The following is a 13,905-nucleotide window of genomic DNA, read 5'->3' on the forward strand; positions in this document are numbered from 1 at the left end:
CGCGCTCGTTCTGTCGCGTCAGCTCACGACGATCGGCGTTTTTCCAGAGACGCGGCTATAGAGGTCGATGATGTCCTGGTTGATCAGGCGCACGCAGCCGGACGACATGGCCTGGCCTATGCTCCACCATTCCGGCGAGCCGTGCACGCGATAGCCGGTGTCTTTGCCGTCCTTGAAGATGTAGAGCGCGCGCGCGCCGAGAGGATTGTCGAGGCCGCCTGGCTGGCCGCCGCGCCATTTCACCAGTTCGGGCTTGCGGCCGATCATCTCCGCCGGCGGGGTCCAGGTCGGCCATTTGCGTCCATACTGGATGTTGGCGCGGCCGGACCATTCGAAGCCGTCCTTGCCGATGCCGACGCCGTAGCGGATCGCATCGCCGCCCGGCTGGACGAGATACAAGTGCTTTTCCTGCAGCCTCACGACGATGGTGCCGGGCGCCTCGCCGGTCGGGTCGACGACGATCTGGCGGCGGTATTCAGGCGCGACTTTCTCGAAGGGTACTTTCGGCAAGGTGAAGCCGTCGTCGGTGAAGGACGCATACATCAGCTCCGGGCTCGTCACCTGCTTGTCGACGCTGATGCGCGGACGGATGGTGCCGGTGGGGCTCATGTCGAGCTGCGGCACGTCGAAGGCGTTGGTGAAGCTTGAGGTGGAGCAGCCGGCCAGCATGCCCGCCGCGCCGAGGCCGAACAGCATCTGGCGGCGCGAGGTATGGTGGCGGGGCGCGCTTTCTGGATCTTCAGGATGCAGATCGGAGGATGAGGACACGATACAATTCCACTCGGTTACGCGGATGACGGCCTCGAGACGCTCGGCGCCGGTTATCGACCATCATCAGGAAACATGGTTGATAAAGCATGAACGCCGCAAACCTTTGTCAGAAAAGGATTTGCCGGCCCCTCGGCAGCCGTCTGCCCAGACGCCGACCGTTTTTCCCGGCGCTGCACATCATGACCCAGCGTTGGTCACAATCTCGGCCAGAGCGCTGCCTGAGCCTTTGATCCGCAGCAGACGAGGCAATCATCAGCGAGACACTGAAAACCGATCTGGCGCTGTTCGCAGCGACTCGGCCGGCTGTCGCCTGGTGCTTGGCGCCGTTACGGATATGTCCGAACTCGCCGCCTCGCTGCTGCATTGAGCGAACTCGAAAATAGCGCTTTACAGTTTGCGCCGGCCAAGGATTTATCGTTCTCTTTGACGGAGAAAATGTCATGTCCTTCGAACACTGGGCCGCGTTCGCAGCCGCGTCGTCCATCCTTCTGATCATCCCCGGCCCGACGATCCTGCTGGTCGTATCCTATGCATTGGGGCAGGGCTGGCGTACCGCGCTTCCCATGGCGGTCGGCGTGGCGCTCGGCGACTTCACGGCGATGACCTTGTCCATGCTCGGCATCGGCGCGCTGCTCGCCGCTTCGGCTGGAGTGTTCATGCTGTTGAAATGGGTGGGTGCAGCCTATCTCATCTATCTCGGCATCAAGCTGTTCCGCGCCGGCGGCGCGCTGAACGCAGAGCCTCGCCGCGATGCCGTATCGGCTGCCAAGATGACCGCACATGCCTGGCTGGTCACCGCGCTCAATCCAAAGAGCATCACTTTCTTCGTGGCGTTCCTTCCGCAATTCATCGACCGCAACGGCGATTTCCTCAGCCAGATGCTAATCTTCCAGGCCACCTTCCTGACCCTCGCCTTCCTCAACGCTTTCGGCTATGCGCTCATCGCGTCGCGGGCGCGCTCGGTCGTCGCCAATCCGCGCGCGATCCGTCTGTTCAACAGGGCTGGCGGCACCATGCTGGTCGGTGCCGGCATCGCCACCGCGACGATGCGCTCGGGACAGTGAGCGAACAATTATTGCGGGCCGCGAAAAAATCACGTCCCGGTGCCGCCGGGCGGTTTCGTGCCGCCCAGTTTTTGCTATGAGATAGGCGATCAAGGGAGGATCGCTTATGTATCTCGGGCTCGATCTCGGCACATCCGGCGTCAAGGCGCTGCTGATGGACGCAAACCAGACCATCGTCGGCTCTGCCAATGGCGCGCTCGACGTGTCGCGGCCGCATCACGGCTGGTCGGAGCAGGATCCGGCGCACTGGATCCGCGCCACCGAGGAAGCGGTCGCAGGCCTCAAGGCGAAACATCCGAAGGAACTGGCAGCGGTCAAGGGCATCGGCCTGTCCGGCCAGATGCATGGCGCGACGCTGCTGGACAGCGGCGACAAGGTCCTAAGACCCTGCATCCTGTGGAACGACACGCGCAGCCATCAGGAAGCCGCTAAGCTCGATGCCGATCCGCGCTTTCGCCAGATCACCGGCAACATCGTCTTTCCCGGCTTCACCGCGCCGAAACTGGCCTGGGTAAAAGTCAACGAGCCCGAACTGTTCGCCAAGGTCGCCAAGGTGCTGCTGCCCAAGGACTTCCTGCGACTCTGGCTTGCCGGCGAGCATATTTCGGAAATGTCGGATTCCGCCGGAACCTCTTGGCTCGATGTCGCCCAGCGCAGATGGTCGCCGGAACTGCTGGCTGCGACCGATCTCGACGAAAGCCGGATGCCGCGTCTGGTCGAGGGCACGGAGCCCGCCGGCACGCTGCGCGCCGAGCTTGCCGCGCAATGGGGCATGGGGGCCAATGTGATCGTTGCGGGCGGCGCGGGCGACAATGCCGCGTCCGCCGTGGGCATGGGCACCGTGGCGCCCGGCCAGGCCTTTGTGTCGCTCGGCACGTCGGGCGTGCTGTTCGCTGCCAACGGCGCCTATCTGCCCAATCCGGAAAGTGCGGTCCACACATTCTGCCATGCGCTACCCAATGCCTGGCACCAGATGGGCGTCATCCTGTCGGCGACCGATTCGCTGAACTGGCTGAGCCAGATCAGCGGCAAGAGCGCTTCGGACCTGACCTCCGAACTCGGCGACGACCTGCGCGCGCCGACGGGCGTGACCTTTCTGCCCTATCTGTCGGGCGAGCGGACCCCGCACAACGACGCGGTGATCCGGGGCTCCTTTACCGGGCTTGAGCATGGATCCGACCGGGCAGTGTTGACGCAGGCCGTGCTCGAGGGCGTGTCATTCGCTTTCCGCGACAGCCTGGAAGCGCTCGCCAAGGCGGGTACGACGCTGACCCGCGTCACCGCCATCGGTGGCGGCTCACGCTCCCACTACTGGCTCAAATCCATCGCCACCGCGCTCGGCATCCCGGTCGACATTCCCACGGACGGCGATTTCGGCGCTGCCTTCGGTGCGGCCAGGCTGGGACTGATCGCGGCGGAAAGCGCCGATCCGCATCAGGTCTGCACGCCGCCGAAGACCTCGGAAACCATCGAGCCGGATGCCGCGCTCAGCCAGGCCTATGCCGATGCCTATGCGCGCTACCGGTCGCTCTATCCGGCGATTCGGGCGGTCTCATAAGGCCGGCATCGCCACCCACGTCGCTCAGGAGCTTCAAAAAAACCGGCATGGCAAAAAACATTGCCGTGTCGCGCAACATTTAGCACGCTCGCCCGTTCATCGTCGCTGGAACGACACGCCGTTGCCTTACGGTTGTCATGCAACGCGGATACGATACGGACCATGATGACCAACACGAGCGATAGAGCCATGCAGACCACCGGCGATTCGGCGATTTCCGCATTGTTTTCACGCGCCCGCGACGGCGTGTCGATCGTAGACCAACTCATGGATATGCCGGCTGCGGCCGACAACGATTCGGTGTCTCCCGAATGGAACGCGGCCGTCGCGCGCCGTCTCGAAGGCAAGCTCGTCAGCGCGATGCGCGCCGTCCTCGACAAGAAGGATGGCGGCGTCACCGTCATCACCCGGACCGCCTGCTGATCTGTCCGTCGGGCAAGGTCTCAATCACCCCCTCACCGGTTTGCTGCGCAAACCACCTCTCCCCCACTTCGCAGGGGAGAGGACTGCTGCCTCGTAGGACGAATGCTTCCCAGAACTTGGGTTCCTCGCCGCCTTAAAGGGGAGAGGTGGCGAGCGCAGCGAGACGGTGAGGGGATATTTACTCTGCCGCCGCTCGCAAAAATCGATACGATATTGTCTTCAATTCAGCGGAATGTCGTTTGCTTCCTTGCTCGACTGGTAGGTCGCCGACATGCGGTCGTAAAGTTCGGCGATGGCCTGGCGCCGGGCTTCGAGCCGGCTGCGGTCGGGTTCGGGCAGCTCGCTGATCAGCCGGCCAATGGAATACGCCGTCCAATAGTCGTTGGCGTCGTTGTAGCCGCCGTCGTCGAGGGTGAAAACCTCCTTCAGGATTTTCAGATCGTGCGGAATGGCGAAGGCGTCGCGCGAATCCTGATAGCTGAAGAGGTAGTAGAAATTGTCGAAGCCCGTCCAGGTGATGGCCGACAGGCACAACGAACAAGGCTCGTGAGTGGCGATGAAGATGCAGTCCTTGGTATCGGCGCGCTCTTCTTTCGGCATCTCGTAGAACTTTTTCAACAGATGCACCTCGCCATGCCACAGCGGGTTCTCGATCTCGTTGTTTGTTTCGGCGATCACCAGCGACAGGTCGTCCTTGCGCAGCATGGCGGCGCCGAACAGCTTGTTGCCCTTGGCCACGCCTTGCGCTGTCTTGGGGGCGATGTCGTTTTCGATCACGTCGAGCAGTCGGTCGAGCGTGGCGGCGTCGGTCATGCGACAGGTCCTTCCGTCAGACGGATTTCATAGGGTTCGGGGAAAACGAATTCTTCGAGATTGGTGCCGTCGCCGCCGCGATCCACAACCAGAAAGTCCTGTGGCGCGCCGATGGGCGTCAGCACACCGTGCCACCGCCCGCGCGGATAGTTCACACCTTGTCCGGGCGCCGTCAAGAAGGCTTGCGGTGTGCCTGGCCCGTTTGGCGTATCCGGGCAGACGATGACCAGGAACGGGTTCTGCGACAGCGGCATGAACGCCTGGCTGCCGAGCGGATGCCGCTCGACCATCGTCAGCTGCAACGGGAAATCATAGGGCGTTCCCCTGAAGATCGAAATCAAGGTGCGGGCGTTGTCGCCCGCGGTCTCGACCCTGGCGAGATCGTGATGGCGGATGCACTTCCCGGCATTGATCGGGAAATGGCCTGCGCCTGCTGTGTCGATGATATCGCCGAACGGAGCGAAGTTTTCGCGTGTCAGGGGCTGTGCGGTGATGATGCGGGTCATGGTCGAAATCCCGCTTCTTGCCTGCCTGTCGGGTTCTCGGTGTGGATCAGAAGATTCACCGGAAGCCGCCCAGCTTCGCGTGCCGGTTGACATCCTTGTAGAGCAGGTACCGGAACTTGCCCGGCCCGCCGGCATAGCAGGCCTGCGGGCAAAACGCGCGCAGCCACATATAGTCGCCGGCCTCGACCTCCACCCAATCCTGATTGAGCCGGTAGACCGCCTTGCCTTCGAGCACGTAGAGCCCATGCTCCATGACATGGGTCTCGGCGAAGGGGATGACCGCGCCCGGCTCGAAGGTCACCACGGTCACGTGCATATCGTGGCGCAGATCGGCTGGGTCGACAAAACGCGTCGTCGCCCATTTGCCGTCGGTGCCCGGCATGGCCGAGGGCGTAACATCCGCCTCGTCGAGAAACAGAGGCGGCGGCGTGTCGATGCCCTCGACCGGCTCATAGGCCTTGCGGATCCAATGGAAGCGGGCATGACCGCTGCTTTCGTTGCGCAGCGTCCAGCCGCTGGAAGGCGGCAGATAGGCGTAGCAGCCGGGATGCATGACATGGGTGTCGCCGCCTATCGCGACCGAGATCTCGCCCTCGACCACGAACAGGACGCCCTCGGCAGCCGGGTCGAGTTCCGTCCGGTCGCTGCCGCCGCCGGGCGCCACTTCCATGATGTATTGCGAAAACGTCTCGGCGAAGCCGGACAGCGGACGCGACAGGATCCAGGCGCGGGTGCCGTCCCAGAACGGCAAGGGGCTGGTGACGATGTCGCTCATCACGCCCTTGGGGATGACCGCATAGGCCTCGGTGAAGACGGCGCGGTCGGTGAGCAATTGCGTCTGTGGCGGCAGGCCGCCTGTTGGCGCATAATAGGTGCGGCCTTGCATCGTCATGTCCTCTCAGGCGGGCAGAATATCCTTGAGGCGGAGCAGCGCGATGCGCTCCACCTGCTTGGCGGCCGTGTCGAATTCGGTGGCGCGGTCGTTGGAAACGCGCGCCTTGAAGGCGTCGAGGATTTCGGCCTTGCTGCGCCCCTTCACGGCAATGATGAAGGGGAAGCCGAATTTCGCCGTGTAATCCTCATTCAGCGCGGTGAACGTCGCGCGCTCTTCGTCGGTCAGCGCGTCGAGCCCGGCGGAGGCCTGTTCGTTCGCCGATTCGGGTGTCAGCCGCTTTGCCTGCGCCAGCTTGCCGGCGAGGTCGGGATGGGCTTGCAGCACGCCCAGACGCTCGCTCTCGCTTGCCGAACGGAAGATGCGGCAGAGCGCGTTGTGCAGCCCGCCGGCGCTGTCATGGGCGGGGCCAAGCTCCAGCCCGAAGGCGCGCTCGGCGATCCATGGCGAGTGTTCGAAGATGCCGCCGAACCTCTGCACGAACGTGGCCTTGTCCATGCGCGAGGGGCGCAAGATGGGTGCGCGGTACGGATGCTGTTCGCGCCAATGGCGGGCGATGTCGATGCGGCGCGGCAGCCAGACCTTGTCGTGGCTCTGCACGTAGTCGATGAAGCGCTTCAATGCCGCCGCGCGGCCCGGTCGGCCGACGAGGCGGCAATGCAGCCCGACGCTCATCATGCGGGGGTGCCCGGCTTTGCCTTCTGCGTAGAGCGTGTCGAAGCTGTCCTTGAGATAGGCGAAGAACTGGTCGCCGGAGTTGAAGCCGCCGGCCACAGCGAAGCGCATGTCGTTGGCGTCCAGAGTGTAGGGGATGATCAGTTGTGGGTCGATCGGGGCGCCGTGCCCGTCATGGTCGAGCCAGTAGGGCAGGTCGTCGTCATAGGTATCGGAGACATAGTCGAAGCCGCCTTCGGCAGCGGCGAGCCGCACGGTGTTGACCGAGGCGCGTCCTTCGTACCAGCCCGTGGGGCGCTCGCCGGTGACTTCGGTATGCAGCCTTATGGCTTCCAGCATGTCGGCGCGTTCGGCCTCGATGCCGTGGTCGCGATAGTCGATCCAGCGCAGGCCGTGCGAGGCGATTTCCCAGCCGGCGTCCTGCATGGCCGCCACCTGGTCGGGCGAGCGCGCGAGTGCGGTGGCCACGCCGTAGCATGTGGCCGGCACGCCTGCGTTCTTGAACAGGCGCAACAGCCGCCAGAAACCGGCGCGGGCGCCATATTCGTAGATCGACTCCATGTTCCAGTGCCGCATGCCCGGCCATTGCGCGGCGCCGACGATTTCCGACAGGAACGCCTCGGATGCGGCGTCGCCATGCAGAATGTTGTTTTCGCCGCCTTCCTCGTAATTGACCACGAACTGCACGGCGACATGGGCGCCGCCCGGCCATTTCGGATCGGGCGGGTTGGCGCCATAGCCGCGCATGTCTCTTACGTAACGCATCAAGTCCCTCGCAGATGGGGCGTGAACCCAATGTGCACGATAGCAAAGGGAGAGGTGGCCAATCCCCTCAAAAAATTTGAAAGTCTTTTTGCCGCCGTCTGGTTGGATGGGGCCTATACATAGCCTTGAATTGCCGCAGAATGCACCGTTCGCGTTCGAATGTACCGGCGAAGGGAGGGCTGATGACGAAAGCCTCGGGCGGGCGCCTTACCACCCATGTTCTTAACACCGCGTCCGGCCTTCCGGCGGCGGGGCTCAAAATTGCGCTCTATCGGGTCAGCGGCAATTCGCATCGCAAGCTGCTTGAGGCCGTCACCAACGAGGACGGACGCTGCGATGCGCCACTGCTCGAAGGGAAAGCCTTTCAGACCGGCCAGTATGAGCTGATTTTCTCCGCAGGCGACTATCTCCGAGCCGCTGGCTTGGAACTGCCGGAGGTTGCATTCCTCGACCAGATCCCGATCCGCTTCGGCATGGCCGAAGCCCGGCATTACCATGTGCCGCTGCTGCTCTCGCCCTATGGCTATTCGACGTATCGGGGGAGCTGAGCAATGGTTGAAGTGCGCTCCCACATCCGCTTCCTGCTCAACGGCGATGACATCACCCTGTCAGATGTTAAGCCGGATGAGACGCTGCTCGATTACCTTCGCCTGCGCAGGTCGCTGCGCGGCAGCAAGGAAGGCTGCGCGGAGGGCGATTGCGGCGCCTGCACGGTGCTGGTGGGGCGGCTATCCGGTGGCGGCCTCGTTTATGAAAGCGTCAATGGCTGCATCCGCTTCCTCGCTTCGCTCGAGGGCTGCCATGTGGTGACCGTCGAACACCTCAACGGCCAGGGCGATTCACTGCACCCGGTGCAGCAGGCGATGGTGGATTTTCATGGCTCGCAATGCGGCTTCTGCACGCCGGGTTTCGTCATGTCGCTGTATTCGCTGTGGATGCGCACGCCGGAGCCTTCGGATGCGGCCATCGAAAAGGCGCTGCAAGGCAATCTCTGCCGCTGCACCGGCTACGAGGCCATCATCCGCGCAGCCCGCGCCATCTCCAGCTATGGCAAGTCGGCGAACGACCCATTGGCCCTCGAACGTGCAGCAATTACCGCGCGGCTGTCCGCCCTGCGCGACGGCGCCCGGGTCGAGATCGGCTCCGGCAAGGAGCGGCTGGTCATCCCCGCCGATGTCGACGACCTCGCCGACATCCTCGTCACCTCGCCGAACGCTACCATCGTCTCGGGTTCGACCGATGTCGGTCTGTGGGTGACCAAATTCATGCGGGACATCGCGCCGGCGGTGTTCATCGGCAATCTCGAAGGCCTGCGCATCATCAGCGAGACGGATGGCGTCCTCAGCATCGGCGCGGGCGTCAGCTACACCGAGGCTCATGCCGTCTTGTCGCGGCATGTTCCGGCGCTGGGCGCGCTGATCGACCGCATCGGCGGCGAGCAGGTGCGCAATATGGGCACCATCGGCGGCAACATTGCCAACGGCTCGCCTATCGGCGATACGCCGCCGCCGCTCATCGCGCTCGGGGCCTCCGTCACCCTGCGCAAGGGTGGCGAACGCCGGACGCTCGATCTGGAGGACTTCTTCATCGCCTATGGCAAGCAGGATCGGGCGCCTGGCGAGTTCGTCGAGGCTGTGCATGTGCCGCTGCCGGGCGCGGAGGTGAAGTTCGCAGCCTACAAGGTCACCAAGCGGCGCGACGAGGATATCACCTCCACCCTCGGTGCCTTCCGGCTCGAACTGGCTCATGACGGCACGGTGGCGGCGATCCGTATCGCCTATGGCGGTATGGCGGCGACGCCGAAGCGCGCCAGGGCAGTCGAGGCGGCGCTGCTCGGCAAGCCTTGGACGGAAGAGACCGTGGAAGCGGCGCTGGCCGCCTATGCCGAGGATTTCACGCCTCTGACCGATATGCGCGCCTCCGCTGAATACCGCGCGCTGGCCGGGCGCAATCTTCTGCTTCGCTTTTTTGCCGAGACGACAGGGTTCGCCGGGCCGTTGACGATCTCCAGATACAAGGCGGCATGATGGGCCATTTTTCACCCCCCTCTGTCCTGCCGGACATCTCCCCCTCAAGGGGGGAGATTGGCAACTTCGATGCTTCGCCTCAATCGTTGACGCGGGAGATTGGGGAAAGCGGTCGATATAGCTCGATCTCCCCCCTTGAGGGGGAGATGTCCGGCAGGACAGAGGGGGGTGCCTCGTGGGGGATGCCTGCATGAACCACACCCCCGATCTCAAGGCCGCTGCGATCAAAGGCGGTGTCGCCACCGACCAGCGCCACGATTCCGCGCACAAGCATGTCAGCGGCACGGCGGTCTATATCGACGACATGCCCGAGCCGGCCGGCACGCTGCATGGCTGCCTCGGACTTGCGGATATCGCGCATGGCACGATCACAGCGATGGATCTGTCGGCGGTGCGCGTTGCCCCCGGCGTCGTCGCGGTGCTGACCGGCGCCGATGTGCCCGGCGAAAACGACATCTCGCCGACCGGTCGCCATGACGAGCCGATCCTGACCGACACGCTGGTGCAATTTCACGGCCAGCCGATCTTTGCCGTCATCGCCGAAACGCGCGAGGCCGCGCGTCGCGCCTGCCGTCTGGCCAAGGTGGAATACGACGCGCTGCCCTTCGTCACCGACATCGGCGCGCTCGATCCGCTCAACGACAAGCTCGTCACGCCGCCGCTGACGCTGAAGCGCGGCGATGCGGCTGATGCGATTGCCGCCGCACCGCGCAGAGTGAGCGGCAGAATGCGGATCGGCGGACAGGATCATTTCTATCTCGAAGGCCACATCGCCCTCGCCATTCCCGGTGAGGATCAGGACGTCACCGTCTATTCCTCCACCCAGCATCCCAGCGAAGTGCAGCATATGGTGTCGCATGCGCTGGGCGTTCCCAGCCACGCGGTGACGGTGGAAATCCGCCGCATGGGCGGCGGGTTCGGCGGCAAGGAAACCCAGTCCAACCAGTTCGCCGCCATCGCCGCCATCGCTGCCAAGAAGCTCAACCGAGCGGTGAAGATCCGGCCCGACCGCGATGACGACATGACGGCGACAGGCAAGCGGCATGATTTCCTGGTCGACTACGAGGTCGGCTTTGACGACGAGGGCAATATTCTCGGCGTCGACCTGGTCTATGCCGCGCGCTGCGGCTTCTCCTCCGATCTCTCCGGGCCGGTGACGGACCGCGCGCTGTTTCATTGCGACAACGCCTATTTCTGGCCCGCCGTGAAGGCGGTGTCGGCGCCGCTCTACACCAACACCGTATCCAATACGGCGTTTCGCGGCTTTGGCGGGCCGCAGGGCATGATCGGGGCCGAACGCGTCATCGATGAGGTGGCCTTTGCTGTCGGCAAGGACCCGCTCGAAATCCGCAAGCTGAATTTTTACGGCCCAAATGGCGATAAGAATGGTGACAGAAACGTCACGCCCTACCATCAGACGGTGGAGGACAACATCGTCCACCGCATCGTCGCCGAGCTGGAAGAGAGCGCCGACTATGCGCGCCGCCGCCGCCAGATCGCGGCTTTCAACGCCAACAGCCGCTTCATCAAGCGCGGGCTGGCGCTGACGCCGGTCAAGTTCGGCATCTCGTTCACCGCCACGCATTACAACCAGGCCGGCGCGCTGGTGCATGTCTATACCGACGGTTCGGTGCACCTGAACCATGGCGGCACCGAAATGGGGCAGGGCCTCTATGTCAAGGTAGCCCAAGTGGTGGCCGAGGAGTTCCAGATCGACATCGACCAGGTCAAGATCACCGCAACCACCACCGGCAAGGTGCCGAACACCTCTGCTACCGCCGCCTCCTCGGGCTCGGACCTCAACGGCATGGCAGCGCAGAACGCGGCGCGGCAGATCAAGGATCGGCTGGTCGATTTCGCCGCCGACAAGTTCCAGGTCGCCGCCGACCAGATCGTCTTCCTGCCCAACCGCGTGCGCATCGGCAATCAGGAAATCGCCTTCGCCGATCTGGTCAAGATGGCCTATTTCGCCCGCATCCAGCTGTCGGCGGCGGGCTTCTACAAGACGCCGAAGATCCATTGGGACCGCGACAAGGGCGAGGGACATCCGTTCTATTATTTCGCCTACGGCGCATCGTGCTCGGAAGTCTCGGTCGATACGCTGACAGGCGAATATGTCGTCGAGCGTACCGATATCCTGCACGAGACCGGCCGCTCGCTGAACCGCGCCATCGATCTCGGCCAGATCGAGGGCGGTTTCATCCAGGGCATGGGCTGGCTGACGACGGAGGAGCTGTGGTGGGACGACAAGGGGCGGTTGCGCACGCACGCGCCCTCGACCTACAAGATTCCGCTGGCGTCGGACCGGCCGAAGATTTTCAACGTCACGCTGGCCGATTGGCCAGAGGCGTTCGAGCCCACCATCCACCGCTCCAAGGCCGTCGGCGAACCGCCCTTCATGCTCGGCATGTCGGTGTTTCACGCGCTGTCGGATGCGGTCGCGAGTGTGGCCGACCACCGCATCTGCCCGCGCCTCGATGCCCCCGCCACCCCCGAACGCGTGCTGATGGCGATGGAAAGGTTGAAGGGCGAGGTGGCCGGTGTTTCGAAGAGATGATCTTTAAAGTGATATCGGCCAGGCCGGTGCTTTATGGCGCCCCCCTCTGTCCTGCCGGACATCTCCCCCGCAAGGGGGGAGATTGGATGTCGCCTTGGCTTTCGCCAATCGCAGACGTTGCAGAAAAGACGGGGAGCGTGAAGCAGCTAATCTCCCCCCTTGCGGGGGAGATGTCCGGCAGGACAGAGGGGGGCAACGTCGAGCACCGGGCTTTACCAAGCTGCTCATCCTGGCGGTCTGCCTGATGACTTCACCTGCAAAATCCCTCCGCGCCTTTCTCGACGTCTCTCCCTCCACTGCCCTTGTTCAAGTGACTGAGGCCCAAGGCTCCACGCCGCGCGAGCAGGGCGCCTGGATGCTGGTCTCGCCGGCGGCGATTTACGGCACCATCGGCGGCGGGCAGCTCGAGTTCATGGCGATCGACAGAGCGCGGGAGATGCTGGCGGACGCCTTACCTTCCCCCTTGTGGGGAGGGTCGACGCGTAGCGTCGGGTTGGGGGTGTTTGATAAACCAGAACCCCCACCCCGTCTCGCATCCTCCGCTGCGCTACGGATGCTCTCCGATCCTCCCCTCAAGGGGGAGGGTAAAGGTGGGCCGCTCACCCTCGACATTCCCCTCGGCCCGGAGATCGGCCAGTGTTGCGGCGGGCGCGTGCTTCTCACCATTCGGCTGTGCGACGACGAGCTGCGCGCCGGCCTGATCACCGAAGCGGAAGTGGAGGACGAGGCGCGCCCGCGCATCCTTGTTTTCGGCGGCGGGCATGTCGGGCAGGCGCTGGCCTTGGCCTTTGCCCTGCTGCCGGTGCATGTCGTGCTGGTCGAAACGCGGGCCGACGCGCTGGAGGGCATGCCCGCAGCCGTCGAAACGCGGCTGACCGCCGTGCCGGAGGCCGAGGTGCGCGATGCACCGCAGGGGGCTGCCTATGTCGTGCTGACCCACGACCACGCGCTTGACTTCCTGATCGTCGCAGAAGCGTTGAAGCGGCTGGATGCCTGCTATGTCGGCATGATCGGGTCGAAGACCAAGAAGGCGACGTTCAAAAGCTGGTATCTCAAAACAGCGGGCGGCGACGAAGCTGCTTTTGCGCGCCTCGTCTCGCCCATCGGCGGAAATGCGGTCAATGATAAGCGGCCGGCGGTCATCGCCGCGCTGGCCGCTGCCGAGATCATGACGGCGCTCTCGCGCTGACGGTCATTCCTTTTCCTGGATATGCGCTTCCAGGAACCACAACGACTTGTCGAGCGAGCGCGAATAGGCGGTGAAGATGTCGGCGGTATCAGCGTCGCCCGCCTCGTCGGCTTCGTCGATGGCCTTGCGCGCGTTGTTCGCTGATGTCGCATAGGCGTCGATCAGCGCGTGGATGTGGTCGACCGTCTTGTAGATGTCGGTGGGGTAGGGCTTCAGGCTCGAGGCTTCCTCAACCACTTGCGTGGTGCCGAGAGCCGTGCCGCCGAGCTGCACGGCGCGTTCGGCTATCGTGTCGACATGGTTGTCCAGATCCTTACGGAAGCCGTCCAGCATCTCGTGCACTGCGATGAAATGCGGACCCTTGATGTTCCAGTGCGCCTGCTTGGTGATGAGAGCGAGATCGATTGCGTCGGCCAGCCGCGCATTCAGGAGTTCGATCGATGCCTTCTTCGCATTCGAAGGCACGTCGTTGCGCGTTTCATGGTTTTTCATAGAGATGGCTCCTTGGTCGCGTATGGGATCGCTTGAAGACAGCGCGCTCGGCGGCGCTGCTGCACAGACTATGCAATAATTGGTTCCCTTGCAGCGCGGTTCCAGTGCCCAAGATGGATTATTTTGGACGTCGCTTCGCACGGCCCGACCGGTATTCCGTCTTGCGAACCGAC

The 13,905-nt window shown here is 63.7% G+C and carries 13 protein-coding genes; 7 read left to right on the top strand and 6 right to left on the bottom strand.

Features of this window, described 5'->3' with window-relative positions; genetic code table 11:
• Positions 1–18: 18 nt before the first annotated feature.
• Entirely contained in the window at positions 19–696 is a 678-nt protein-coding gene (locus tag ICI42_RS06620) for a L,D-transpeptidase (protein WP_188164441.1), read from the bottom strand.
• A 515-nt stretch (positions 697–1,211) separates the two neighbouring features.
• Between ICI42_RS06620 and ICI42_RS06625 the strand changes: the two genes are divergently transcribed.
• The 3 genes from ICI42_RS06625 to ICI42_RS06635 all read left to right on the top strand — a co-directional run bounded on the left by ICI42_RS06625 (position 1,212) and on the right by ICI42_RS06635 (position 3,816).
• A complete protein-coding gene (locus ICI42_RS06625; protein WP_188163777.1) occupies positions 1,212–1,835 on the top strand; it encodes a LysE family translocator in 624 nt (207 codons plus the stop codon).
• Between the two features lie 106 nt (positions 1,836–1,941).
• On the top strand, positions 1,942–3,393 hold the full coding sequence (gene xylB / locus ICI42_RS06630; protein WP_188163778.1) for a xylulokinase: 1,452 nt from the start codon (positions 1,942–1,944) through the stop codon (positions 3,391–3,393).
• A gap of 162 nt (positions 3,394–3,555) precedes the next feature.
• Positions 3,556–3,816, top strand: a complete 261-nt coding sequence (locus tag ICI42_RS06635; protein ID WP_188163779.1) for a hypothetical protein — start codon at positions 3,556–3,558, stop codon at positions 3,814–3,816.
• 219 nt (positions 3,817–4,035) lie between these two features.
• On the opposite strand, the gene ICI42_RS06640 is transcribed toward ICI42_RS06635, so the two are convergent.
• From ICI42_RS06640 to puuE, 4 genes are read right to left on the bottom strand one after another with little or no spacing between them, the layout of a single operon-like run.
• Positions 4,036–4,629, bottom strand: a complete 594-nt coding sequence (locus tag ICI42_RS06640) for a nucleoside deaminase (RefSeq protein WP_188163780.1) — start codon at positions 4,627–4,629, stop codon at positions 4,036–4,038.
• Positions 4,626–5,135 carry an ureidoglycolate lyase gene (locus ICI42_RS06645; RefSeq protein ID WP_188163781.1) on the bottom strand — a complete coding sequence of 170 codons (510 nt, stop codon included), beginning with the start codon at positions 5,133–5,135 and terminating at the stop codon, positions 4,626–4,628. Before ICI42_RS06645 ends, ICI42_RS06640 begins: the two co-directional genes overlap by 4 nt.
• 55 nt (positions 5,136–5,190) lie before the next feature.
• A complete protein-coding gene (locus ICI42_RS06650; protein WP_188164442.1) occupies positions 5,191–6,021 on the bottom strand; it encodes a bifunctional allantoicase/(S)-ureidoglycine aminohydrolase in 831 nt (276 codons plus the stop codon).
• A gap of 12 nt (positions 6,022–6,033) precedes the next feature.
• Positions 6,034–7,467 (bottom strand): allantoinase PuuE, encoded by a 1,434-nt coding sequence (puuE, locus tag ICI42_RS06655; protein ID WP_188163782.1) that lies wholly within the window; start codon positions 7,465–7,467, stop codon positions 6,034–6,036.
• Between the two features lie 182 nt (positions 7,468–7,649).
• Here puuE and uraH point away from each other — a divergent pair, with 182 nt between their 5' ends.
• The 4 genes from uraH (at position 7,650) to xdhC (ending at position 13,240) form a co-directional block, all read left to right on the top strand.
• On the top strand, positions 7,650–8,015 hold the full coding sequence (gene uraH / locus ICI42_RS06660) for a hydroxyisourate hydrolase (protein WP_188163783.1): 366 nt from the start codon (positions 7,650–7,652) through the stop codon (positions 8,013–8,015).
• Between the two features lie 3 nt (positions 8,016–8,018).
• Positions 8,019–9,494: a xanthine dehydrogenase small subunit gene (gene xdhA, locus ICI42_RS06665; protein WP_188163784.1), complete on the top strand. Its 1,476-nt coding sequence runs from the start codon at positions 8,019–8,021 to the stop codon at positions 9,492–9,494.
• Between the two features lie 190 nt (positions 9,495–9,684).
• Positions 9,685–12,051, top strand: coding sequence for a xanthine dehydrogenase molybdopterin binding subunit (xdhB, locus tag ICI42_RS06670; protein WP_188163785.1), 2,367 nt, complete (start codon positions 9,685–9,687; stop codon positions 12,049–12,051).
• Between the two features lie 244 nt (positions 12,052–12,295).
• A complete protein-coding gene (gene xdhC / locus ICI42_RS06675) occupies positions 12,296–13,240 on the top strand; it encodes a xanthine dehydrogenase accessory protein XdhC (protein ID WP_188163786.1) in 945 nt (314 codons plus the stop codon).
• Positions 13,241–13,243: 3 nt separating this feature from the next.
• Here the strand turns inward: xdhC and dps are convergent, their stop codons facing one another.
• Positions 13,244–13,732: a DNA starvation/stationary phase protection protein Dps gene (dps, locus tag ICI42_RS06680; protein WP_188163787.1), complete on the bottom strand. Its 489-nt coding sequence runs from the start codon at positions 13,730–13,732 to the stop codon at positions 13,244–13,246.
• Between the last annotated feature and the right edge of the window lie 173 nt (positions 13,733–13,905).

Origin of the sequence: Oryzicola mucosus (assembly GCF_014534685.1) — a bacterium.
Taxonomy (GTDB): domain Bacteria; phylum Pseudomonadota; class Alphaproteobacteria; order Rhizobiales; family Rhizobiaceae; genus Oryzicola; species Oryzicola mucosus.

Coding starts and splice junctions, on each gene's coding strand:
- ICI42_RS06620 (WP_188164441.1), bottom strand. CDS start 696: ATGCTGTTCGGCCTCGGCGCGGCGGGCATGCTGGCCGGCTGCTCCACC.
- ICI42_RS06625 (WP_188163777.1), top strand. CDS start 1,212: ATGTCCTTCGAACACTGGGCCGCGTTCGCAGCCGCGTCGTCCATCCTT.
- xylB (WP_188163778.1), top strand. CDS start 1,942: ATGTATCTCGGGCTCGATCTCGGCACATCCGGCGTCAAGGCGCTGCTG.
- ICI42_RS06635 (WP_188163779.1), top strand. CDS start 3,556: ATGATGACCAACACGAGCGATAGAGCCATGCAGACCACCGGCGATTCG.
- ICI42_RS06640 (WP_188163780.1), bottom strand. CDS start 4,629: ATGACCGACGCCGCCACGCTCGACCGACTGCTCGACGTGATCGAAAAC.
- ICI42_RS06645 (WP_188163781.1), bottom strand. CDS start 5,135: ATGACCCGCATCATCACCGCACAGCCCCTGACACGCGAAAACTTCGCT.
- ICI42_RS06650 (WP_188164442.1), bottom strand. CDS start 6,021: ATGCAAGGCCGCACCTATTATGCGCCAACAGGCGGCCTGCCGCCACAG.
- puuE (WP_188163782.1), bottom strand. CDS start 7,467: ATGCGTTACGTAAGAGACATGCGCGGCTATGGCGCCAACCCGCCCGAT.
- uraH (WP_188163783.1), top strand. CDS start 7,650: ATGACGAAAGCCTCGGGCGGGCGCCTTACCACCCATGTTCTTAACACC.
- xdhA (WP_188163784.1), top strand. CDS start 8,019: ATGGTTGAAGTGCGCTCCCACATCCGCTTCCTGCTCAACGGCGATGAC.
- xdhB (WP_188163785.1), top strand. CDS start 9,685: ATGAACCACACCCCCGATCTCAAGGCCGCTGCGATCAAAGGCGGTGTC.
- xdhC (WP_188163786.1), top strand. CDS start 12,296: ATGACTTCACCTGCAAAATCCCTCCGCGCCTTTCTCGACGTCTCTCCC.
- dps (WP_188163787.1), bottom strand. CDS start 13,732: ATGAAAAACCATGAAACGCGCAACGACGTGCCTTCGAATGCGAAGAAG.